General features: G+C 65.7%; 21 protein-coding genes. 11 read left to right on the top strand and 10 right to left on the bottom strand.

Annotated elements, in window-relative coordinates:
- Positions 1 to 125: 125 nt before the first annotated feature.
- Both AB5I40_RS35910 and AB5I40_RS35905 read right to left on the bottom strand, forming a co-directional pair.
- Complete coding sequence (locus tag AB5I40_RS35910; protein WP_370934623.1) at positions 126 to 491, bottom strand: recombinase family protein; 366 nt, start codon at positions 489 to 491, stop codon at positions 126 to 128.
- Between the two features lie 411 nt (positions 492 to 902).
- Positions 903 to 1,844, bottom strand: coding sequence for a DNA methyltransferase (locus AB5I40_RS35905; RefSeq protein WP_370934622.1), 942 nt, complete (start codon positions 1,842 to 1,844; stop codon positions 903 to 905).
- 40 nt (positions 1,845 to 1,884) lie between these two features.
- On the opposite strand from AB5I40_RS35905, the gene AB5I40_RS35900 reads away from it, so the two are divergent.
- Entirely contained in the window at positions 1,885 to 2,070 is a 186-nt protein-coding gene (locus tag AB5I40_RS35900) for a hypothetical protein (protein WP_370934621.1), read from the top strand.
- Positions 2,071 to 2,573: 503 nt separating this feature from the next.
- On the opposite strand, the gene AB5I40_RS35895 is transcribed toward AB5I40_RS35900, so the two are convergent.
- Positions 2,574 to 2,753, bottom strand: coding sequence for a hypothetical protein (locus AB5I40_RS35895; RefSeq protein ID WP_370934620.1), 180 nt, complete (start codon positions 2,751 to 2,753; stop codon positions 2,574 to 2,576).
- A gap of 735 nt (positions 2,754 to 3,488) precedes the next feature.
- Between AB5I40_RS35895 and AB5I40_RS35890 the strand changes: the two genes are divergently transcribed.
- Both AB5I40_RS35890 and AB5I40_RS35885 read left to right on the top strand, forming a co-directional pair.
- Positions 3,489 to 4,310, top strand: coding sequence for a hypothetical protein (locus tag AB5I40_RS35890; RefSeq protein WP_370934619.1), 822 nt, complete (start codon positions 3,489 to 3,491; stop codon positions 4,308 to 4,310).
- Positions 4,301 to 4,804, top strand: coding sequence for a pilin (locus AB5I40_RS35885; RefSeq protein ID WP_370934618.1), 504 nt, complete (start codon positions 4,301 to 4,303; stop codon positions 4,802 to 4,804). The genes AB5I40_RS35890 and AB5I40_RS35885 overlap by 10 nt, the downstream gene beginning before the upstream one ends.
- A 439-nt stretch (positions 4,805 to 5,243) precedes the next feature.
- On the opposite strand, the gene AB5I40_RS35880 is transcribed toward AB5I40_RS35885, so the two are convergent.
- On the bottom strand, positions 5,244 to 5,519 hold the full coding sequence (locus AB5I40_RS35880) for a hypothetical protein (RefSeq protein WP_370934617.1): 276 nt from the start codon (positions 5,517 to 5,519) through the stop codon (positions 5,244 to 5,246).
- Positions 5,520 to 5,710: 191 nt separating this feature from the next.
- Here AB5I40_RS35880 and AB5I40_RS35875 point away from each other — a divergent pair, with 191 nt between their 5' ends.
- Genes AB5I40_RS35875 through AB5I40_RS35855 form a run of 5 tightly spaced genes read left to right on the top strand, consistent with a single transcriptional unit; the run spans position 5,711 to position 13,362 of the window.
- Positions 5,711 to 6,805, top strand: coding sequence for a hypothetical protein (locus tag AB5I40_RS35875; RefSeq protein ID WP_370934616.1), 1,095 nt, complete (start codon positions 5,711 to 5,713; stop codon positions 6,803 to 6,805).
- Complete coding sequence (locus AB5I40_RS35870; protein WP_370934615.1) at positions 6,802 to 7,983, top strand: PrgI family protein; 1,182 nt, start codon at positions 6,802 to 6,804, stop codon at positions 7,981 to 7,983. Before AB5I40_RS35875 ends, AB5I40_RS35870 begins: the two co-directional genes overlap by 4 nt.
- Positions 7,980 to 9,863, top strand: coding sequence for a VirB4 family type IV secretion system protein (locus AB5I40_RS35865; protein ID WP_370934614.1), 1,884 nt, complete (start codon positions 7,980 to 7,982; stop codon positions 9,861 to 9,863). The genes AB5I40_RS35870 and AB5I40_RS35865 overlap by 4 nt, the downstream gene beginning before the upstream one ends.
- A 58-nt stretch (positions 9,864 to 9,921) precedes the next feature.
- The gene (locus AB5I40_RS35860; protein WP_370934613.1) at positions 9,922 to 10,755 is read left to right on the top strand and encodes a hypothetical protein; all 834 of its coding nucleotides are present in this window, start codon (positions 9,922 to 9,924) and stop codon (positions 10,753 to 10,755) included.
- A 54-nt stretch (positions 10,756 to 10,809) separates the two neighbouring features.
- Positions 10,810 to 13,362 (top strand): type VI secretion protein, encoded by a 2,553-nt coding sequence (locus AB5I40_RS35855; protein ID WP_370934612.1) that lies wholly within the window; start codon positions 10,810 to 10,812, stop codon positions 13,360 to 13,362.
- Positions 13,363 to 13,612: 250 nt separating this feature from the next.
- Here the strand turns inward: AB5I40_RS35855 and AB5I40_RS35850 are convergent, their stop codons facing one another.
- The gene (locus AB5I40_RS35850) at positions 13,613 to 14,851 is read right to left on the bottom strand and encodes a restriction endonuclease (protein ID WP_370934611.1); all 1,239 of its coding nucleotides are present in this window, start codon (positions 14,849 to 14,851) and stop codon (positions 13,613 to 13,615) included.
- A gap of 459 nt (positions 14,852 to 15,310) precedes the next feature.
- Between AB5I40_RS35850 and AB5I40_RS35845 the strand changes: the two genes are divergently transcribed.
- The 3 genes from AB5I40_RS35845 (at position 15,311) to AB5I40_RS35835 (ending at position 19,210) form a co-directional block, all read left to right on the top strand.
- Positions 15,311 to 16,348, top strand: a complete 1,038-nt coding sequence (locus AB5I40_RS35845; RefSeq protein ID WP_370934610.1) for a replication-relaxation family protein — start codon at positions 15,311 to 15,313, stop codon at positions 16,346 to 16,348.
- 3 nt (positions 16,349 to 16,351) lie between these two features.
- Positions 16,352 to 17,287, top strand: coding sequence for an NlpC/P60 family protein (locus tag AB5I40_RS35840; RefSeq protein ID WP_370934609.1), 936 nt, complete (start codon positions 16,352 to 16,354; stop codon positions 17,285 to 17,287).
- Positions 17,288 to 17,524: 237 nt separating this feature from the next.
- On the top strand, positions 17,525 to 19,210 hold the full coding sequence (locus tag AB5I40_RS35835; protein WP_370934608.1) for a pentapeptide repeat-containing protein: 1,686 nt from the start codon (positions 17,525 to 17,527) through the stop codon (positions 19,208 to 19,210).
- A 196-nt stretch (positions 19,211 to 19,406) separates the two neighbouring features.
- Here the strand turns inward: AB5I40_RS35835 and AB5I40_RS35830 are convergent, their stop codons facing one another.
- The 5 genes from AB5I40_RS35830 to AB5I40_RS35810 all read right to left on the bottom strand — a co-directional run bounded on the left by AB5I40_RS35830 (position 19,407) and on the right by AB5I40_RS35810 (position 21,934).
- Positions 19,407 to 19,709: a hypothetical protein gene (locus tag AB5I40_RS35830; RefSeq protein ID WP_370934607.1), complete on the bottom strand. Its 303-nt coding sequence runs from the start codon at positions 19,707 to 19,709 to the stop codon at positions 19,407 to 19,409.
- 239 nt (positions 19,710 to 19,948) lie between these two features.
- Positions 19,949 to 20,407, bottom strand: coding sequence for a hypothetical protein (locus AB5I40_RS35825; RefSeq protein WP_370934606.1), 459 nt, complete (start codon positions 20,405 to 20,407; stop codon positions 19,949 to 19,951).
- Positions 20,400 to 20,999: a hypothetical protein gene (locus AB5I40_RS35820; protein WP_370934605.1), complete on the bottom strand. Its 600-nt coding sequence runs from the start codon at positions 20,997 to 20,999 to the stop codon at positions 20,400 to 20,402. Before AB5I40_RS35820 ends, AB5I40_RS35825 begins: the two co-directional genes overlap by 8 nt.
- Positions 20,999 to 21,277 carry a hypothetical protein gene (locus AB5I40_RS35815; protein ID WP_370934604.1) on the bottom strand — a complete coding sequence of 93 codons (279 nt, stop codon included), beginning with the start codon at positions 21,275 to 21,277 and terminating at the stop codon, positions 20,999 to 21,001. Before AB5I40_RS35815 ends, AB5I40_RS35820 begins: the two co-directional genes overlap by 1 nt.
- Before the next feature lie 27 nt (positions 21,278 to 21,304).
- Positions 21,305 to 21,934: a hypothetical protein gene (locus AB5I40_RS35810; RefSeq protein WP_370934603.1), complete on the bottom strand. Its 630-nt coding sequence runs from the start codon at positions 21,932 to 21,934 to the stop codon at positions 21,305 to 21,307.

Here is a 21,934-nt window from a genome sequence, read left to right as displayed (position 1 = left end):
CTGGACCCAGTCGAGACAGCTTCCGGCTAGCCCCGTTGGAAAGAGATCGGACGCTCAGTTCGCGCCTGCGTTCGTTGCCGCGTTTCAGAAGAGCAAGACCACGGCGAAGGTTCAGCTGTGACCGTTCATGCCGCACTCGGCAGTACGTCAAGTGGTGCCGCTGAACCCGGTGCGACCGGCTGGGCACGTTGGAACGTGCCGTCGTCGATCAGCCGTTCATGGGCGTTCCGCGCCGAGATTACCCACTGCCTCGTAGGCATCGGCCGGCCGTCGACGGTACGGGCCCAGACCTGCCGCCCGGTGTACTTGACGTTCAAGACGATGCGTCGGACCGACTTTGCAGTCCACCGCCCGTTGGGCACCGGGGCCGGATACTGGCGCAGGTCGCTGTTCAGTCGCGCGGCGATGGCCGCGAACGTGAGACCGTCGTCTGCGCGCCAGCTGAAGATCTGCTTAACGACAGCGGCGGCCTGCCAGTCAGGGACGAGCACCGCCGCAGCCGGCTGTTTCCAGTCGGACCGGTAACCCGGACGCGCAGGATTCGGTAGCCGTAAGGCGGCGGACCGATCTGGTAGCCGGCGCGCACGATGTCGGCCATCGCCGCACGGGCGCGACGGATGGTCTCGGCGTGGTGTACAGCGAGCACGGCACTGAACGCGGTCGCCGCGGGTATCAACCAGATCGCCGTCAACGGCCGGGGCTTCCGCTCCAGCCTCGGTGACAGCTGCGGCTTTACGCACGGAACCTGTGCATAGGGTTATCCACAGCCTTGTCCACCATGGTGGGCAGGACTCGGCTACCGGTATTTCCGGTGCAGCGGTGGCGGGCAGCAGCTCGCAGCGCGGCGCGCTTCCGCTAGAACGCGGGGTGCCAGCCGCACTCGCGACAGTGCAAGCGGGCAGTCATGCCGCGCACCTCCCCCTCCTCCACGCGAGGTCTCCCGCCGTGGGCACGCCAACTGCATCTTCAGTTGGCAGCGAGTCATTGCCCGAAGCCGCAGCGGCGAGTTCGACCTCGGAGTCGAGACCGAACACGAGCACTTCGTGGTGCGCAGTGAGTGTCGTCGGCTCGCCAGCGGCATCCGTTCGGGAAGCGGCGCGGCGGTCAGCAATCGAGGACCGCGGAAGCAGCCGACTTCCACGCAGTTCAGCGGTCAGCGCAAGGCATCGCTCGACTAGTGCGAGTCCGGCCGCGGTTGCGGCGGCGGCGATCGGAGTGGTGAGGTCGACCAGTGCACCATCCGGGTTCCGCCGCGGTCGCGTGACGACGACAAGACGCCCACCGGTGTGTAGCAGCGGCTCGCAGTAGTGGAGTGTCGTGGCGAAGCGGGAGAGAACGGACTCGAATGACTCGCGTTCCGCATCCTTCCGATGATCCGTCTCCGTGCGCAGGGCGGTCAGGACGAGTCCCGCTCGCCCGATCAACCCGGCGGCCCGGACGGTCCCGAGCGCCCTTGGCCGGGCGTCGAAAACTGATCCGTCGCACCAGGCACCTGCGGTCTTCGCGGCAGTGATGTTGCCGCGTGCAAGGGCCCACCACGGGGCCGCGGGGGTCAGGCCGAGTGCGTGCCGCCCTGCGCGCAGCGCTTCGGTCAGTACCGTGCCCGCTCCGCAGGAGGGATCCACGACGAGATCACCTGGGTGGCTGTAGGCGGTGATCGCGTGCGCGGCAACGGCAGGTGGAATCCGCTCGGCGTCGGTCTCGGTGCCAGGCACACAGCCGGCGTCGCGCAGCTGCGCAAGCGGGCCTCGCTGCCCGGTCGGCCAGACCGACGGCAGTGGTGTCGGCGATTCCTTCCCCGCAGGAAGAGGATGCGGCAGTGGCGGTGTGGGGCGGTCACTCATCGGAGGTTTCCACTTCTCCTGCGGCGGTATTCGGAGCCGGTTGCCGGGTGAACACGAACAAGTCGTCGTGCACCTGAACGTGCTGCGCGAGCGCGCGCGGCGATACCTGTGGTCGAGTGCGCGCGGCCGGAGCCTCAGCGAGCGCACCCTCGCGAACCGGTACGCGCAGCAGAGCAATGCGATCGAGGTTGCGCAGTCCGGCCCGGCGCGCAGCGCGCACTATTGAGCCGGCGGGGTCGACGAGTCGACCCGAAGATCGGTCACCTTGCGTGACTACCGCGAGAGTGCCGGACGGGGTAAGCAGACTCGGCCAATCGACCGGCCGGAACCAATTGGCGGTGCATGATTCGGCTGCGGCTACGACAAGGTCATAGCGGTCCGGACTGGCGTCGGTCGCCGCGGAGTCCGCTCCGGAGCGACGGTCCGCAAACGGCCCGGCGGCTTTGTTCGGCTCCAGTCGGAGTCCGGACTCGGACTCGACGCTCGCGCCGCCGGAGCGTCCGCGGGCTGCGCCGAGGCGAGAGACATCTGTCAGCGTCTGGACTCCGCGGCCGAGTCGGACCACGGTCCAGCCGGCTTCGTGCAAGCCAGCGTACGGACCGGGCCAGGGCTGGCTACGACCGCCGATTAACGACCACGACGAGGGCTTCGCGAGGTAAGGCGCGGGGTCGAGCAGGAGCACTCGCTGCCCGGGCCGGGTGTAGGTGGTGACGATCTTGACGACTGCTGTCAGCAGCCAGTCGGCGAGCAGTCCAGTGCCGTCGCGAAGATCGCCTTGCGCACACGGCCAGACGGTGCTCGGTCGCGCAGGACGGGGATGGCGCGGTAGCCGGCGGCGAGCGCGCACACGCGGCGAGCGCCGTCGCCGAGGAAGCGGGATCGGGGCGGTCGGCGGGTCAGTCCGGTCATGCTCGTGTGCACTGCCCGTTGGGGAGTCGTTGCCGTGTGCCGGGGTCATCGCGAGTCTCCTCCATCGGATGGGTATCGCATGTTCTTACGCCCTTAACTCCGGATTTCAGTCTCGCTTTGGACGCGCCTTCGCGAAGTTTCTCCGCCTGCGCCGCAGGCTGCGGCGAGCCCTCTTCGAAGAACCACTGGAAGCCACGCTGCATAGACTCGGAGGTAGCCCCCTCAGCGCAGCCGCTCACAAGGTTCCGCAAATTGCTCCGCCGTTCCGCGCCGATTCGATTACCAAGCTTTTCGACCTTTGGAAGCGCGACGCCACAGTCGTCCGCGCAGCTGCTGACGCGGCAGCCATACACAACGAATAACCAAAGCTCAAGCCCTACTAAAGCTCGGATGTCAGACCCCGCCGGGAGACCGTGGCCTGATCTCTTATTTCGCGCAGCAAGGACGCGAATAGCGGGTCGTTAGTAGACCGCCCTTGGATTTCTGGTCAGCAGATAGTAATAGCATGACATTTCCGCAGTATACGTTGTGAGTTCCTGGCGTCGTTGTTGTTCGCATCGACGCCGCAGGAGTCACGACATGGCAACGTACTCAACATTTCGCCGCCGCGGTTCCGCGACTGCCGCCAATTCACTGGATATCGCACGGGACGCGTTTACCTGGCTGGTTACCGGGCCGCATCCGGTGTCGCTGGACGGCCGGCTCTTCCGAGGTCTGCCAGACAGGCGCGTTGCATTGGACGAGGTCCGCGATCGCCTCTTGGCACGCCGGTGCCCGCAGGCGACCCGGGACGCGGTGTGGGCGCATCTGGTGCTGCGCTCGCGTACCGAAGGAGCAACCTGGACAGTCGCCGCAGTAGGTGTCGCGCTGCCCGCGCTGACCTCGGTGGCGGCTACTTTGTCCGGTCGGTTCGTCGGCGATCCGGCCGACATCTACGCCGAGGTGTTGCGAGGTTTTCTCGCCGCCTTGCCGAGTATCGATTTGCGTCGGCCGCGGATCATGCTGCGCCTGCGGTGGGCTGCTTACCGGTCCGGCTACGCGGCGCTCGCCGAGGCGTTGGCGGTTCCGACTCCGGTCGCACCGGGGTTCCGCTCCACTCCGCCGCACGCTCCGTGGGGACACCCCGATCTTGTTCTCGCCCGCGCGGTGGCGGACGGAGTCCTGACCCAGACCGAAGCCGCGCTCATCGGCGCGACTCGGCTGGAGCACATGCCGGTGGCGGACTGGGCGGCGCGGCATCAGACCGGCGAGTGGGCGGTCTACAAGGCGCGCAAACGCGCCGAACTGAGGCTGGCCGACTATCTGCGTGACCGTATCGCCGAGGCCGATCCAACTGACCCGCTCGCCGTTCAGGTGGCGACCGCAGTGGCGCTCGCCCGCCCCGCCGACCCGGCTCCAGGCAGAGCAACGCCATCACCTTCCGTGTCCGCCGAGCACGCCGGCTCCGGGCGGAAGAGCCCGGACCGCGTGTCCAAAACGGATGCGAAATCCGGAGTTCAGGGCTGCGGGACACACCCGCGCTCAGTCCGCTCTTCGGAGGTGCCCCCATGCGCCTGATCGACCACTCTTCTGCCACGACGGTCGAGCCGTGCTGCGCTCGCGCCGAAGACAACCGCTTGCCGCCGTCACAGAACGCCAGGCAACGAAACCTCGAACGGCTGCCCGGTCGACCGTCGAAAGATATGACCAATAAGCGCGGACGACGGTGGTCGCGTCGGCACCGATCCCGCGCTGCGTTCGTCGCGCAACTGTCAGGGGCAGCGCTCCTCGCGTCGGCGTCGGCAGCACGTGCCGACACCCTGGTGGTCGCCTTGGCCGGCTCCGTCACCGAGATTCTGAGCAACGTCCAGACGTGGATCATGGGGATCCTGGCGGGCCTGGCCACGTTGTTCATGACCGTCGGTGCCTCCCGCTACATGTGGGGGAACAACGAACCTCAGGAGATCGCGAAAGCCAAGGCCGCGGTCAAAGCGGCTGGCTTCGGCTACTGCCTGGCTCTGCTTGTGCCACTCGTCCTCGAGATCCTCAAAGGGTTCGTGGGCGCGTCATGACCGCCAGTGGCCCTCCGACAGTTCGCTCGCGTCGCCGCACTAACAGGACCGACGGCGGAACGTCTGACTCTTCAGCCCGCCTGCATCGGCCGCCGCCTGATCGACGACGGCGCTGGCGTGCGGCCGTGCTGTTGTTGCTGAGCGTCGTCGCGCTTCTCGCCGCGGTGCTCGCGGCGAACGCCGGAGCCGCGCCTGCTTCCCCGCAGCAACCGCCGCCGGCACCGCTCCCGACCAACGAACCGTGCACGCCGGGTTCCCCGTTGCCGGCGTGTCACCTGCCAACGCCGACCACGACGACACCGAAGCCTCCACCGAACACACCGCTGCCCGTCCCGACCGAGGTTCCTCCGCCGATGACGTGCAGCTTTCCCGGGCAACTCAGCTGCGCTTCGCTCGGTCCGACGACGACCGCGCCGTGCTCGGGCGAGGACTGCATCCCTCAGCCGACGACAACTCCGCCTGCGAGCGGGACACACTCGCCGGGCAACGGCAGCACCGACAGCGACTCGAAGTGCGGCATCACCGACATCGGCGCGTGTATCACCGAGGCGATCAACTCTGCGTTCCGCAGCATCGTCGACTCCGCCCTGTCGCCGATCCTGGACCTGATCGGGCACAGCGCTTTGTCCACCCCCACCATCAGCGACCTGCCGGGGATCGGCGAGCTGTGGAACGGTTCGTGGGAGATCGTCGTCGCCGCGTACGGCTTGTTCATCCTCGCCGGTGCCTTCCTTGTGATGAGCCACGAGAGCATCCAGACCCGCTACTCGCTCAAGGAGATCGCGCCACGGATCCCGGTCGCGTTCATCGCCTCGGCGTTGTCGCTGTTCCTCGTCGACAAGATCATCCGGTTGGCCAACGGCCTGACCCAAGGCGTGCTCGGCGGCGGGGGTCAGCCCTCCCTCGGTGGGCGACACGATGACCGAGGCGTTCAACAACGCCGCGGCTGGCGGGCTGTTCACGATCCTTGTCGGCTTGGTACTCGTTGTGGTCGGCGTCGCGCTGCTGGTCGTGTACGCCATCCGAGTCGTCATCACTCTGGGCCTGATCGTCTGCGGGCCGCTGCTCCTGATCTGCCATGCGCTGCCGCACACCGACCCACTGGCCCGCTGGTGGTGGAGGGCGATCGCTGCCGCGCTCGGCATCCAAGTCGCCCAGGCGGTGGTGCTGATCACCGCAGTCCGGACGATCCTGTCCGGCAGCGTCCATCTCTTCGGGTCCACGCTGTCCGCGCTCGGGACCCTGTTGGCGGGCATCGCGTTGTTCTTCGTGCTGTTCAAGATCCCGTTCTGGATGCTGTCCGCGACCAAGATGGGCTCCGGACGGTCGTTCCTCGGCAGCCTCGTCCGCGCCTACGTCATGGCCAAGACCTTCGGCATGGTCATGGGCAAAACGCGCACACCCCGCAAGGTCGCTGCCAACACAGGCACGGGCACCGTCGGTCGCGGCGGACGACCGGACGTCGCGCCACAACCCGCGCCACGTCCCGGAACGGTCGGCGAACGGCTCAAGGCCGCACACGATACCGAACGTCAACGTGCATCGCGTCGACCGAGACTGCCGTCTCAAGCACCGCAGTTCCTCCAACCCTCGCCGCAGCGAACCACTCACGATCCGGCGGTCACCCCGACGAAGAAGGGGCCAGCGACGCCAGAGTTCAGCTCCGCGCCTGAGCCCGCCGCGCCGGTGCCCAGTCCGACGCAACAACCCCGCGCGCCGCAATTCCGCTCTGCCGCTGCAGGCCGCGGTCGCCCCGATTCCCCGGCTCCGGCACGGCCGATCCGCACGGCTGCTGTACCGCCGAAGCTGAAATTCCAGTCAGCCGCGCCGACTCCGCCGCGATCACAGGTGCCGCAGAAGCCGACCGGCGGCCCGGCCGCGCCAGCTTTCCGGCCGGCACAACCGGAACCGCGGATCGGGGACGCCTACCGCCGCACCCCCTCGATCCCGCCCGCGGTGTTCCGCGCACCGAAACCCGCTCCCGGAGGTGACCGGCCATGAGCCAACCGATTCGCATCCCCGCCGACGTCGACCGCGAAGACCGCATCATCGGTCCGCTGACCGCGCGGCAACTGGCGATTCTCGCCGTCACCGGGCTCCTGCTGTACGGGGCTTACACGATCACGCACGCCTTCGTGCCGTTGCCGGTGTTCCTGGTCCTCGCCATCCCGATCGGAGCGACGGCCACAGTCCTTGCGTTGGGACAGCGCGACGGCATCTCCCTCGACCGGCTGGCGTTGGCTGCGCTGCGCCAACGGATGAGTCCGCTGCACAGGGTCGCGGCCCCGGAAGGCATCCGCCCGGCACCGGAATGGCTCGCCAACCGTGTCGACACCGCCGGTGACGGACCCGCGCGACGGAACCACAGCGGTGGCACCGCAATCTCGCCGGCACCGCTACAACTCCCGGCCGACACGATTACCGAGACGGGAGTCATCGACCTGGGCAAGGACGGCCTCGCGGTCGTCGCGGTCGCCTCCACCGTCAACTTCAGCCTGCGCACCCCGGCAGAGCAGGAGTCGTTGGTCGCCTGCTTCGGACGGTACTTGCATTCGCTCACTGCACCCGTGCAGGTTCTCGTCCGCACGGAACGGCTGGATCTGTCCGGCCAGATCGCGGAACTGCGCGAGCACGCCGCCGGCCTGCCGCACCCCGCGCTCGAACGCGCCGCACGCGAGCACGCCGAATACCTCGACCAACTCGGCCGCACGACCGACCTGCTACGACGCCAGATCCTATTGGTGTTGCGGGAACCGCTGCTTCCGGGCACCAGCGACAGCCTCGGCGTCGCCTCGCCGCTGGCCATGCTGTCCGCAAAACGCAAAGCCGCCAAACACGCCGGGCCTGTCGACGACGCCGCCCGCAACGCCGCCGAAACCCGTCTGGTGCGCCGGCTCGGCGAAGCCGCTGAGTTGCTTTCCCCCGCAGGAATCACCGTCATTCCGCTGGACGCCGGGCAGGCCACCGCGGTGCTGTCCGCGGCCTGCAACCCGGACTCGTTGATCCCGCCCGGTTCCGGGCTGGCCGGCTCGGACGAGGTCATCACCACCGCGCCGGACGACGGCTGGGACGACGCCGCATTCGGACAGCCGGTAGCCAACGCGACCGACGTCGGCGACGCCTGGGACGACAGCGAGTCCGACGATTACGGCAACCTCGTGGGGAGGCGTCAATCATGAAGGCCAGCCGCAAACACCGACAAGGTCCGGTCGCAAATACTCCGCTCGGACGGGCCGGCGCGTTCACCCCGGACGCGATCTCCGTCCGGCCGCGGGCGCTGGAAGTCGGCGGCGAATGGGTCTCCTCGTTCGCAGTCGCGGGCTACCCGCGCGAAGTCCACAACGGATGGCTGCAACCGCTGCTGACCTACCCCGGACGAGTCGACGTGTCGCTACACGTCGAGCCGATCGACCCGGTCACCGCTGCCACCCGGCTGAAGAAACAGCTCTCGAAGCTCGAATCCGGGAGACAGCACACCAGTGAACGGGGGCGGCTGATCGACCCTGCCGTCGAAGCCGCCACCGAAGACGCCTACGACCTGTCCTCGCGAGTGGCCCGCGGCGAAGGCAAGCTCTACCGGCTCGGCCTGTACCTGACCGTGCACGCCGCCACCGAGTCCTCCCTCGCCGACGAGGTCGCCGCGATCCGGTCGCTCGCCGCGTCACTGCTGCTGGACTGCAAACCGACCACCTACCGCAGCCTGCAAGGCTGGATCACCAGCCTGCCCATGGGCATGGACCTGGTCGGCATGCGCCGCACCTTCGACACCTCCGCGCTCAGCGCCGCGTTCCCCTTCACCAGCCCGGACCTGCCGCCGCCGGACCCGACCTCCGTCGGCGCGCCGAGCGGGGTTCTCTACGGGTTCAACGTCGGCAGCCAAGGTCTCGTGCACCACGACCGGTTCGCCCTCGACAACCACAACAGCGTGACCCTCGGCCGCTCCGGAGCAGGCAAGAGTTATCTCGCCAAACTTCAAATCCTGCGGTCGCTGTACCGCGGGGTAGAGATCCACGTCATCGATCCGGAAGACGAATACGCGCGCCTGGCCGCCGCGGTCGGCGGCACCTACGTCCGGCTCGGCGCGGAACAGGTCCGCGTCAACCCGCTCGACCTGCCCATCCACACCCGCCCGGACGGTCGCCGCACCGCGCCCCGCGACGCGCTCATCCGCCGATCCTTGTTCCTGCACACCGTCGTCGCGGTACTGCTAGGCACGGAACTGGCGGGCACCGAGCGCGCGGTACTCGACCAAGCAATCACCGCCACCTACCAGCGCGCCGGGATCACCTCTGATCCGCGGACCTGGACCCGTCCGGCACCGCTGCTGTCCGACCTCGCCGACGTCCTCTCAGCCAACGGCGATCCCGCCGGGACCGAACTGGCGGCGCGGCTGCACCCGTACGTCGCCGGTGCGTTCTCCGTCCTGTTCTCCGGCCCCACGACAACACGGCCCGAAGGGCACCTAGTCGTGCACTCCCTGCGCGACCTCGCCGACGAACTCAAACCGATCGGCACCCTGCTGACCCTGGACGCGATCTGGCGACAGATCTCCAACCCCGCCATCCGAAAACCCCGACTCGTCGAAGTCGACGAAGCCTGGATCCTGATGAAGGTACTCGCCGGAGCCGAATTCCTCCTCCGCATGGCTAAGGCATCGCGGAAACACTGGGCAGGGCTGGGCATCTCCACACAGGACACCGCCGACCTGCTCGCCTCGGACGAGGGGAAAGCCATCATCGCGAACGCAGCCACGCAAATCCTGCTACGGCAAGCACCACAAGCGATCGACGAGATCACCCGCGCCTTCGACCTGTCCATGGGCGAACGGCAATACCTGCTCTCCGCCGACCGCGGACAGGGCCTCCTGAGCACCGGCGCGCAACGGGTCGCGTTCCAATCCATCGCCTCGCCGTTCGAGCACCAGCTGGTCACCTCCAACCCCGCGGAGATCGCCGAATTTGCTGACGCAGCAAAGGGAACCGAGGAATCCTACGTCGAAATCAGCGCCGACCCGCTCGGCGACGGCGAGGCGTCGCAGATCGAACTCGACGCCGCCTGAGCACCTCGCAGAACAAGCGCCCACACGACAACGCCGTTCCACAGCCAGGGGGATACCCATGCCCGCATCCGGCAACGTTCGCCGCCCTTCGCCGTTGCTCACCCAGAACAGCGAAATGCGCCAGATCGGCGCATGGAACTGGTCCCTGCCCGCGTGGGCCGGCCGCCTGCCCGACGGCCGCACCTTCAACACCTGCCCGAGCGCCGGCATCTGCGCGCAGGCGTGCTACGCCCGGCACGGCACCTACACCTGGCCAGTCGTGCGCGCGAAGCACCAAGCGAACCTGATGTTCGTCCTTGACGACTTGCCCGGCTGGGAAGCCGCAATGCTCGCCGAGCTGGAAGCAGCCAAGTTCCGCGGAGCTTGGATCAGGATTCACGACGCAGGCGACTTCTTCAGCTCCGCGTACTTGCAGGCATGGCTGCGCATCTGTCGCGCCCGTCCCGACACACATTTCTATGCCTACACCAAGGAAGTTGCCAGATTCCGCTTGCTCGTTGAGCCGGAACCGCCTCCGAACTTCTTGTGGGTCTACTCCTACGGCGGAACCCAGGACGCGGATTTGAGCCCTGAATCCGATCGCGTCGCCGACGTGTTTCCCGACGAAGCCGCTATCGCCGCCGCTGGTTGGACGTCGCAGGAGGCCAACGACCTGCTCGCAGTGCTCGGCCCGCACCTCGTCGGCGTTCCGGCCAATCGGATCCCCCGCTATCTCAAGCGCATGGCCGGACGTCGGTTCTCCGAATGGCAAGCCGAGAGCGACGGCAAGCGCGTTGCCCGCCAGAACCTCCGGTATCTGCGGCTGGTCACCGACGACAGCAACTCCGTCGACGAAACCACCTCGCCCGATCGTTCCTCGGCGACGCAGCTCGATCATCGCCGAGCAGCCTGAGCCCTCAGCTCGATTCGTGCCCTTCCTTCGCTGGCTTCATCAAGGAGGCTCCCGATGCCCTCGACGTTCAGTCTTCTGCATCTGGCTTCCGCCTCCAGCCCGCACGCCGATATGGCGGCCGGAGTACTCGCGTCGCCGTTCGGCGACTACCTGCGCGATCCGCTCGGCACGTTCCAGAACATGCTCTCCGCGATGCGTGATCTCGCTCTGGCATGGGGGCCAGCCGCCGGTTCGATCCTGGCAGTCGCCATTGCCGCAGCGGTCACCACGCGGGCTCGGTGGCGACGTCGCTACCACCGAAAGCTGGTCGATGACGCGCGGCTGGTGACCGTACTGGCACCACCGACAGTCGATCCGTCCGGCGCGATCACCGCCTGGTCCAATCTGGTCGGGCTCCTGCGACCCGGCTGGCTCCGCAGGTTCAGCGGCCAGCCACACATCGGATTCGAGCTGAACTTCACCGCGGACGCCGTGCAGATCCGGCTCTGGGTGCCCGGCCTGGTACCTCCCGGCATGGTCGAACGTGCCCTCGAAGCGGCCTGGCCCGGTGCCCACACCCGCACTGCGCCAGCCAAACCGCCGATCCCGCTCACTGCCGCGCCCGGACACCGGGTCGAAGCCGTCGGCGGGGAACTGCGGCTGGGGCGCTCAGAAGCGTTGCCGATCCGGACCGAGCATGCGGTCGATCCGATCCGCGCGCTGCTCGGCGCCCCCGTCGGACTCGGACCGCACGAACGCGCGTGCGTGCAAGTACTAGCCCGCCCGGTCGCCGGGCACCGCGTGGCCAAGGTCCGTCGCGCGGCACGTCGGGTGAACGCAGGAAGCTCAGCCAACCTGGTCGGGCGCGCACTCGATCTCGTCACCGCCGTCATCTCACCCGGAAAAGCTCCCAGAGCATCGGCAAATGTACGGAAACCCCAGCTGGACCGTCAGACCAGCCTCGAGTACGCGGCCCAGGACCGCGCCGTCGTGGACAAGCTGCGCGGCAACCAGTTCGAGACGCTCATCCGTTACGCAGTCGCCACCACGGTCCCCGCGGGTGCCCCTCCCGCCGAAGCCCAGCCCGTGCGGGAAGTGCTCAGCGGCCGTGCACACGCGATCGCGTCCGCATTCGCCGCCTTCTCCGAGCACAACTACTACCGCCGGTTCCGGCTCCGCCGACCAACCTCCGTCCTGGCCGACCGCCGCCTCGGCAAAGGCGACCTGCTCTCCATCCCCGAGCTGGCCGCGATCGCCCACCTGCCCACCGACGATGCCGCCCCCGGGCTGCAGCGAGCCGGCGCGAAGGCCGTACCGCCGCCGCCCGGCACGCCTACGACCGGTGACCGGGTCAAAGCCCTCGGCGTGTCGGACTCCGGCCACCCACGCCCTGTCGGGCTGTACGTCGCCGACGCCCGCCACCACATGCACCTCATCGGCGCCACCGGCTCCGGCAAGTCCGAACTCATGGCGCGGATGGCTCTCGACGACGCCGACGCCGGCCGCGGCAGCGTCGTGATCGATCCCAAAGGCGACCTCGTCCAGGACATCCTGATGCGGCTGCCCAGGCGACTCGGCGAGAACGTCGTGCTCTTCGACGCCGACAGCCGCGCACGGCCGCCAGTGCTGAACCCCCTGGAAGGAACGGACAAGGCTCTCGCGGTCGACAACCTCGTCAGCATCTTCTCCCGGATCTACGCCTCTAACTGGGGCCCGCGCACCGACGACATCATGCGCGCCGGTTTGCTGACGCTCTGCGAAATGCCCGGCACCCCGACTCTGGTCGACCTGCCGAAGCTGCTGACCGTGCCCGCATTCCGGCAGCGCGCCTGCGACCAGATCGACGACGACGTGCTCAAAGGCTTCTGGACCGCCTACGAGCGCATGTCCGAAGCCGGACGCACCCAGGTCACCGGCCCGCTCATGAACAAGGTCCGGGGATTCCTGTTACGCCCCTTCGTCCGCGCAGCCATCGCCGGAGGCCCGTCCACCGTAAGCATGGACGACGTCCTCAACGGCGGAGGCATCTGCCTGGTACGGATCTCCCGCGACGCGCTCGGCATGGAGACCTCCCAGCTCCTCGGGTCGATCGTCGTCGCCAGAACCTGGCAGGCCACCACCCGTCGTTCGGCCATACCGCAACACCTGCGCCCGGATTCCAGCCTCTACATGGACGAATGCCAGAACTTCCTCAACCTGCCCTACCCGATCGAGGACATGCTCGCGGAGGCCCGCGCCTACCGGCTCGCCGTGATCCTGGCCCACCAGTACCTCGCGAAACTCACGAAGGAACTGTCGGAAGGAATCAGCACCAACGCCAGGTCGAAGTTCTTCTTCAACCTCTCGCCCGAAGACGCCCGACAGCTCGCGCGGCACACCATGCCCCGCCTGACTGAGCACGACCTATCCAACCTCGGCGTCTACCACGCAGCCGCCCGTCTCGTGCTACGCGGCGAGGAAGCACCTGCGTTCACTGTGCTGACCGAGAAACTCCGACCGGCGATTCGCGGACGTGCCGGGGAAATCCGCAAAGCGGCAAGGATCAACACTCGTCCGCCGGACAGCGACGCAAACGATCCGCGCAGCCGGACTAGGCCTGCAACCGCTGACCCGCGCCGTGCAGCCTAGGCCCGCCAGAGGCTCCCCCCACGAACGACCCCCGCACGAGCGACCGTCGTCGGACTGGCTGATCCAGGCACGAACCACCCGGTATTCCCAGCCTTGTGATCGCTTACTGGCCAAGGTGCCGTATCCGAGCAAGTGCGCTATTCGGCGAGGCGAGCGAGCCGCCCATCATGGTCGTTTGGTCGCTGAGCCCTGAGGCTGTTCAATCCAGTTCCGCTTGGACGTGCGCTGGTTGATCACAAGACTCCCGTTCCTACAGCGGGCGGGCCAGCCAGTCAAGTCGTTGCGGCCATTGCGGACCCAAGTGCTCGTTCAAGAGCACTACCAATCGCGGACCGTCGACGAAGTCGAACCGAGCGTTGGCGCTGGCAAGACTATGGACACCCTTAGTGCCGCCGCTGGTGGTAACGAGTACGCCACCCGTGGCATGTTCGTTGGAAACGACTCCAAGCAACGCTCGTGCCGCCTTGATGTCCACTTTGCGACCGTACTGCTTACATTCTATGAGCAGTTTCTGTTTCCCTCCCGGGTTCGATTTTAGCGCCACCACATCCCTCCCTCCGTCTCTGCTGGGCGGTGTTAGTGTGACATCAAACCCGATCGCTGCGTAAAGGCGGGCAACCAGACACTCAAACTGTCGCGGTGTAATACTCATTAATGCTTCACGCCACGGTATCGAGCTGTTGTCAATGTAGTAAGTGTTGATAACGGCGACCGCGTCCGCAAGACCTTCGCTTCTCCCTCCCGGGAGGCGGCCGTGGTGAGCGCGTGCATACGACTCGATGATCATGGCGGCGCGCGCCGGCGAGTCAGGAAGCAGGTCGATCACCCAGCGCACGCCAGGATGCGCATGCATGCCGGCGCGCATAGTTAGGGTCAGGCGCCGAAAGTACTCGTGTTGTTCTACCAGCTCTTCGAACGCTTCCCCCTGCTTTATCAAAGAAAGATGTAGATCGTCGTCAAAACCGAAGGTGGCACCCTCAAAGAGAAGGTGACGCAACAACCGGCGCACCTCGCGCTCCGATCGCGCTGTAATTGATGCCAAGTACTCGTCAAGAAGACCTCGGGTTGGGAACGACCAGGTGTGCAACCCCTTCTGGCTGCGTTCGCCATCAGGATCCAACCTCAGTAATGTAGTCAGCCACTCCTCCAATTTTCCGTCCCAGTACACGCCAACTCGCACATTCCCTGTCGCATCTGCCTCGCGGTCCCTCGGTCCGAACCAAATTCCGCCCGACTTGGCAGACATCATCGAACCCAACTGACGGCGAACTGGCCAGTACTGCGCCGCAGTCGGTGACGTCCCGTCAATCCACATCTGGAAGTCTTCGTCGTCGCCGCAGTCCGAGCAGATGGGAGCGCTGTCTCCGGTCCGCTCGTCGCGCACGTGTGACAAGGCCGGGTACTGCGTGGTGTTGCGCCCACAGCGTGGGCATCCCCAGGGTTTGCCTGCATCGAGAAGCTGGTACACGTCGTCTTCGGTGTCGGACATGCCCTCAATCCTGCCGCATACCAACAAGCTTGTCTGCTGTTCCGAGGGGATGGCTCTTGTCCAGTTCCGGCGAAGAGGCCGTTCAGGAGCACTCATGGCCAACGCTGAAGAGGAGGATCTGTTTGTTCGCCGAAACAAGCAAGGGCGCTAGACGGGAGAGGGTATCGCCAGAGCCGTCCGATCCGTTGATCTCCAGAGCCATCAACCCCCTGTGTGCAACCCAGCGAGATCGACGATGTAGAACAAGGCAAGCCCAGCTGAAGCAGATACCGCCGGAAGCATCACACTCTCGCTTCAGGCGCAACATTTATGCGGTACATGTCGACCGGCAGGTCGACATGTACGGCCAGAACTTCTTTGAATACTCAGCACAGCTGACCGGTGCAAGCAGTGATCAGTTAATTCGTTCGATGTTGCACTCAACTCTATTCTAACAATTTGGAGAGAGGTGCGTACCGCATGATTTCGAATCCCACGCCTCAACGAGCGTTGCGCGGGCACATGCCCCGACGTCCCACTCCACGCGCAGCCACCAGCGGGGAGCACCACGCGCAGCTCGCCGGGCGACTCACCCTCCGAGACCGCTGGCTGGCGCGAATGTTGCACGAACACAGGGTGTTCACCACCGGCCAGATCGTCGAACTCTGTTATCCCAGTGTTCGGGCGGCCAACCACCGTCTGCTCGATCTCTACAAGTGGCGCGTGCTGGACAGGTTCCAGCCCTTCGTCACGTCCGGCACTTCCCCCATGCATTACGTCCTCGACATCGCTGGTGCGTTCGCGCTCGCATACGAAGACGGCCTCGAGCCCAAACAGGTGGGCTACCGCCATGAAGACGCGATCGGCATCGCCCACTCGCTTCGCCTTGCCCACGCTGTGGGGGTCAACGGACTCTTCACGTCCCTCGTCGCGCTCGGTCAGCAGTCCAACGCCCGAGGACAGCTGACTGCATGGTGGTCAGAACGGCGTTGCGGACGGCTGTTCGGCGATATGGTTCGCCCCGACGGTTACGGCCGCTGGAGCGAAGACCGTTGCCAGGTCGAGTTCTTCCTCGAATTCGACTTCGCCACCGAAGACCTCCGAAAGCTCGCCCGCAAGCTCTACGGCTATGAAAAGCTTGCTACCGCAACAGGGATCGCGACACCAGTGCTGGTGTGGTTGACCACCAGCCGCCGTGAGGCAAACGCCCGCAAATCCCTAGCCGACGCGCTGTCACAGTTGGACCGGCCCGCGCTGGTGCCAGTGGCCACCAGCGCATCGGACATCACAGCAACAGTCGGCGGGGGAAACAGCCCTGCCGCTGCCCGCTGGCTGCCTCTCTCCCCATCGCCGGCACGTCGACCAGGCCGGCTACGGCTCGCCGAACTCTGGCCGCAGACCGACGCGTCCGACAGCATCGCACCCTCGTCCGCACCTCTGCAGCAGCAACCATCCACCGAAATCGCGGCACCGGAGCCCTTCCCGCCACCCGCCACCGCAAGTCGGTTCCGGAGGTGAACGATGAAGATCGTCATGGGTGCCGTCGCGGCCATCGTCGCGGCGATAGTGCTCATTGGGGGAATTGGGCAAGCAGTCGCGAAGGCCCTCTTCGGCAGCGATAACAGCGACGGTCAGCCCAGTCAGGCGGCACTGTCCGATATTCCCAGCGACTACCTCGGTCTCTACCAGCAAGCCGCCGACGTGTGCCCCGGCTTGGGCTGGTCGGTCCTCGCAGCCATCGGCAAAGTCGAAACCGACCACGGTCGATCCGAACTGCCAGGCGTCTCGGGCGGCCAGAACTCCGCCGGCGCCGGCGGACCCATGCAGTTCCTGCAGACAACATTCACCGCTGTCGTAGCCCGGCACCCATTGCCAGCAGGCGGATCCGCACCAGCGTCCCGGTACAACCCGCATGACGCAGTCTACGCTGCGGCCTACTACCTCTGCGACTCAGGCGCGCCCAAGGACATGAGCAGGGCGATCTTCGCGTACAACCATGCAGACTGGTACGTAAACAAGGTTCTGGCACAGGCGAAAAAGTACGAGGCCAGCGGTTGCGAAGCCAGTCACGGACCGAACCCTGCCGCCATCGCAGCCATCACCTTTGCCTGCAACCAACGCGGCCTTCCCTATCTCTGGGGAGGCAACGGACCAGCCCACGGTGACAACGGATTCGACTGCTCGGGGTTGACCACCGCGGCCTACAACGCCGCCGGAATCGACCTGCCGCGAACAGCGCAAACCCAATACAGCACCGGACCGCTCGTGCCTCCTGGCGAACAACTCCTGCCCGGCGACCTTGTCTTCTACGGCACGCCGGGGCATGTCCACCACGTCGGCCTTTACATCGGATCCGGCAAGATGGTGCACGCGCCGGACTTCGGACGTCCGGTCCAGGTGAACGAGTACCGCTGGAACAACGACGACTACCTCACGGCGTCACGTCCTTCGAGCTGACATGCATGTAGTTTTCCCTCACCTGTTGAGCACCGCATCAGCATGTGTCGAGATTTTGCGAAGGACCCGCCGTCGTCAGGTTACGGGCAGGGAAGCTAGCCCGTGATCAGGTCGAGTTGAGGAGGGCTTCAAAGCGGTCGCGGGGATCGACATTGGCCGCACCACGGGGCAAAGGTGGCCGTACGTCTTGCACGATCCGTGTCCCACAGGGACGCGGCATGGGCTACAACTGTTTATATGACCGCGTCGAAGACCAATGTCGTACCCAGACGGCCAGATTGGGACACCTGTAGCGCGAGCGCCGAATGCATCGGCATTCAGGTCGACGGCTTCAGTGGCTGCCTGGCTCACCTGAACGACAACGAACTTGAAGCTGCCCTGGCGCAACTCGAACCAGGTGCCGACCTCGACGCGCGGGGGACCACGCTATCCAGTGCACTGCTCGCGCGGATCGTCGATGCGCTACGGGACAGCGCGGCGCGGCCGCGATTCGGGAGAGTGTGGTTCGGTCAGGCGACGTTCACGGGCCACGCCGACTTCACGAACTGCGAGTTCACCGGAAACGCCGTGTTCGGCGAGGCGCGGTTCACTGATGACGTGGGGTTCAACTCCGCAACGTTCAGCGCCGACGCCGTGTTCAGCCCGACCTGGTTCGGCGGGGTCGCCACCTTCGATGACGTAGAATTTGAAGGAAGGGCACATTTCGACGAGGCGAGGTTCATCGACTCCGCCTGGTTCGCCGGGGCTACTTTCTGTGGCATCGCATCATTCGGCGAAGCGTCATTCACAGGTGCCGGCTGGTTCAATGACTCGACCTTCTACGGCGACATCCGACTAGCACGTGCGCAGTTCGACCGCGCTTCATTCCGCGGCGCAGAATTTAGGACGGCAGAGCACCTCGGACCATTCGGCGCCAGCGAGTTCTGGATTGCTCGCGCCGTCTTCTACAAGCAGGTGACAATTGAGGTGCTGTGCAAGGACCTTGACGGCACGCAGGCCGTGTTCGAAAAAGGGGCAACGCTTCGACTGCGTCACGCCAAGGCCACATTGGATCGCGCTGTATTCAACGCGCCGTCAGCGATCATCGCAGCGAATCAGGCTCTCGCGCACGTTTCTGCTAGTTCTACACTCTGGAAGATCGATGTGCGCTCCGATTCAGACCCTGTACCCGAATTGAGCTCACTAGCAGGCGTCGACGTCAGTAACTTAGTCGTCACCGGCGTAAACCTTGCGCATTGCCGTTTCACTGGATCGCATCATCTTGATAAGCTCCGACTAGAAGGCGACTGCCAGTTCGGGCAGCCACCGAAACGGCTGCAGTACGGTCTATTGTGGCCACCAGTGTGGTGGTGGACCCGCCGACAAGTAATCGCAGAAGAACGAGAATGGAGATTGCACAGTTCGAAGGAGGACGGGTGGGCCGACATTTCTTCCAAGCAGGACGAACACCCGGCACTGGCCAAGCTTCCGTTGCCGCCGCGCCAACTGGCTGATCTCTATCGCAAACTGCGAAAGGCGCAGGAAGACAGCAAGAATGAACCCGGAGCAGCCGACTTCTATTACGGCGAAATGGAAATGCGCCGTAATGACCCCACGTCGCCCACCGGTGAACGACTTATCTTGCACTTCTACTGGATGACCTGCGGCTACGGATTACGCGCACTGCGCGCACTAGGTTGCCTTGCTGCGCTTATCGTGCTCGCAGCGTTTGCGTTCCATGCCTGGGGCTTTGGTAGCCCTCATCCTGCATTAGGCACCTGCCTCATCTACGTAGCACAAAGTACAGTGTCGCTAGAGACGAAGCTCGCCATGCTGCCGAACCTTACATGGCCAGGAGAAATCCTCCGTCTCGCCATGCGCTTGCTCGGGCCGGTCTTCCTCGGACTGGCACTGCTCGCGATACGCAACCGCGTCAAACGCTGAGCAGCGAAGAGAGCGAGGCTACCTGACAGCCCAGCGCACCCAAACCAGCAACTGTCGCGCCAACGCCGAAGACTCGGGTCGAATGTTCCGGGCCAGTCTCGACTGCATATCACCGTGATGCCTCCGCGATCGGTGCTCCTCGTACGGGTTCGCACCGACGACTGCCCCCGAAGGCCGCTGTCCGTACGGGGCGAAGTCAGTCGCCCTTATCCGCGAGAAGGATTCTGCTGACCGAGGCTGCGCTGAGCTGGGCGACCGCACCGATCTTGCGGGTGGTGAGTTCGGGGTCGGCAGCCTTTACGTGACAGACCAGCTTTCGACGCTGCTCCCGCAACTCGTTTGCCTTGCTGAGCGCCTCGCTGTGCGCCAGATCGGCGGCTTCCTTCGCGCGGATGGCTTTACGGACTTCGTCCTCAGCGGTTGCTAGCGCGTCGGCGACGCCCTTTAGTTTGCCCAGGAGGGCCGAGTCCGTCCGGGCGTCGTCCGTCGAATCAGGCATCCGTCGCCGCCTTCCCGCGACCCGCGCATGTTCCGCCCGGTTGCGCCACCCGCTCCATCGGCAACCGTGCATGTCGCTTGCACGTTACCACGTTGTATGCCTATTACAGACTAGCGGGCTATGCCCGGTCGCCACCTTGTCCCGCGGGTCCCGGCCAGGGAAGCTCCGCTTTGCTGAACCGCCGTTCACCAGCTGCGTGGCAGCTGTCCGGTGGATGGTGTCCATTGCTTGCTTCTCCCTCACCGAAGCGGCGGGATCTCGCGTAGTGGACCTGAGATGTTCTTCCGGAGCGCGCGGTAGCGGATGCGTATCTGTGCCCGCGCTTCGGGTGGCAAAGAGCTGCCCGCGCGCCGGCGATGAGCCACGGCTACCCGTTCTATCAGCTGCGACCATTGGTTACGCGAGATCAGCGTCGCGCAGTCCGGGCAGGCGGCCCAGTCGCCCCGGCTGCCCTGACTGCGGTCGTCGGGGTACACAAAGTCTCGGGCCGGCAGGACGAATGCCGGGACGCCGTCGGAGCAGAAGTCGCACCGGCCCCCGCGGAAACCGGACGGCGCATCGATCGGTACCGGTTCGTGGTCGAGATCCTGGATAGCGTCCATGAGCGTGTGGATGTAGCGTGCGCCGTCGTCGGTCCACTCGACATCCAGGACGTTCCGACAGACGATGCACACCATCACCGCGTCGGATTCAGACATCGGAGCCTCCCGGATTCGTGCCAACCCGTCGTACGAAGGTCAACGCGTCGGCATCGCGAAGGCGGACGTGCAGTTCGACGGTCTCGTCGTCGTGGACTTGAACCCTCCCTGATGCATCGGTGCCGAAGATGACGACCGGCTGGCCGACTCGCTCGACAAGTTCCCCGTCGAGAGCATGCGCGAGCTGTGCCATCAACTGGTCCCGGCGCTGTCGCAGGTCCTCTGCCGCGGTGCGACGGTCGCACGCTCGGCGGACCGCCTCCCGGTAATCGGGCAGCAACCGACGGATGATCTCCTTCGCGATGCGGGTAGCCGAGCTGGTTGGAGACACCGTGATCACGTAGCGGGCGCCCGGGTCCGGCTGGAATCGGCTCAGCTCGGCATCGAAGGTGCCGTACAAGACGAGTCGGCTTTGATAGCGGGCTTGCCACCCGCCATACCGGATCTGGATCAGTTCACTGACCGGGCCGACAAGGTACGCGCTGCGGTCGCCTGCGTGGGAACCGGCCGCGCTCGTCCACTGGTCGCCGAGTTCTTCCGCGATCTCAGTCGCCAGGTGGCTGACGTCGAGAGCTTGCGTTCCTCCCTTCATCACTGGCTCCCGTGTTGGTCGTGCTCGGACCGCGGGGAGTTGCCACGCCGGGAGTCGCCATCTCCGGGCGATGCCCACGCGGCCGGGAGAGATCCGCCGTCGCTCAGCCACCTGTCCAGGGCTACGAATTTGTCCGCCACGGCGACACGCTGGTCATCGGCGGCTTCGAATAGGTCGGCTGCTTCCTGGCCGGTGTCCAACTCCCGAGACCTGGTCTCGAGGTCGGCAATGTAGGCGAGCAGACTGCGGATCTCGGCAAGCGTGTTGTCTGAGTTCATCTGTTCCTCCTGTTGTTGAAGCACGGGTCACCACGCCTGCGGCAACCACGCGTCGTCCTTGACCTGGTCTCGCACCGGCATCACCCATGCCCGGTAGTCCGTGCCGATGCGCACGTGCGTCGGCTGGTGCTCGTCTTCCTGCCGGATCTCGATGTATTCCGAACGCCCGCGGCCGCCCCGTCGCTTGGCAATTGCGGCGAAGTCGGCGAAATGCGCGCCGTTGATCGCTCCCGGCGTAGTGCTCGCTGGAAGGTCGCCTTTGCAGGCGTTGGGCAGACTTGGGTACGTGTACTCGTCGACGAGCTGGACTGTTTGTGTCACAGCGAAGTCAGTGACCGTCATGGTGTCGTGCTCGACGGCGAGTCGCGTTCGCCCTGCGCGTCGGAGCATCGATTCCAGCGTCTTGACAGCCGCTGCCTCAATGAACACCGCTCGGGGGAACTCGCCGTCAATTCGGACTTGTGCGTGAGCGGCGCGGAACCTGTCGGTGGACCAGCCATGCAGGTAGCCGCCCACAGTGTGCAGACGGACCACGCCGAGCATCGGCGTGGTCTTGTCGGTGCTCGCGGTCCGTGCCAGGTCGGCCAGCATGCCGACAAGCTCGGCACCGTTGGTGGTGATCCCTGCCGCTGTGGACTTCTCGATTGCCTCAGTCAT

This window comes from Amycolatopsis sp. cg13 (assembly GCF_041346965.1).
In the GTDB taxonomy this organism is placed as follows: Bacteria; Actinomycetota; Actinomycetes; order Mycobacteriales; family Pseudonocardiaceae; genus Amycolatopsis.
The sequence above is the reverse complement of the archived record's forward strand: the minus strand, read 5'-3'. Positions and strand labels throughout refer to the sequence as shown.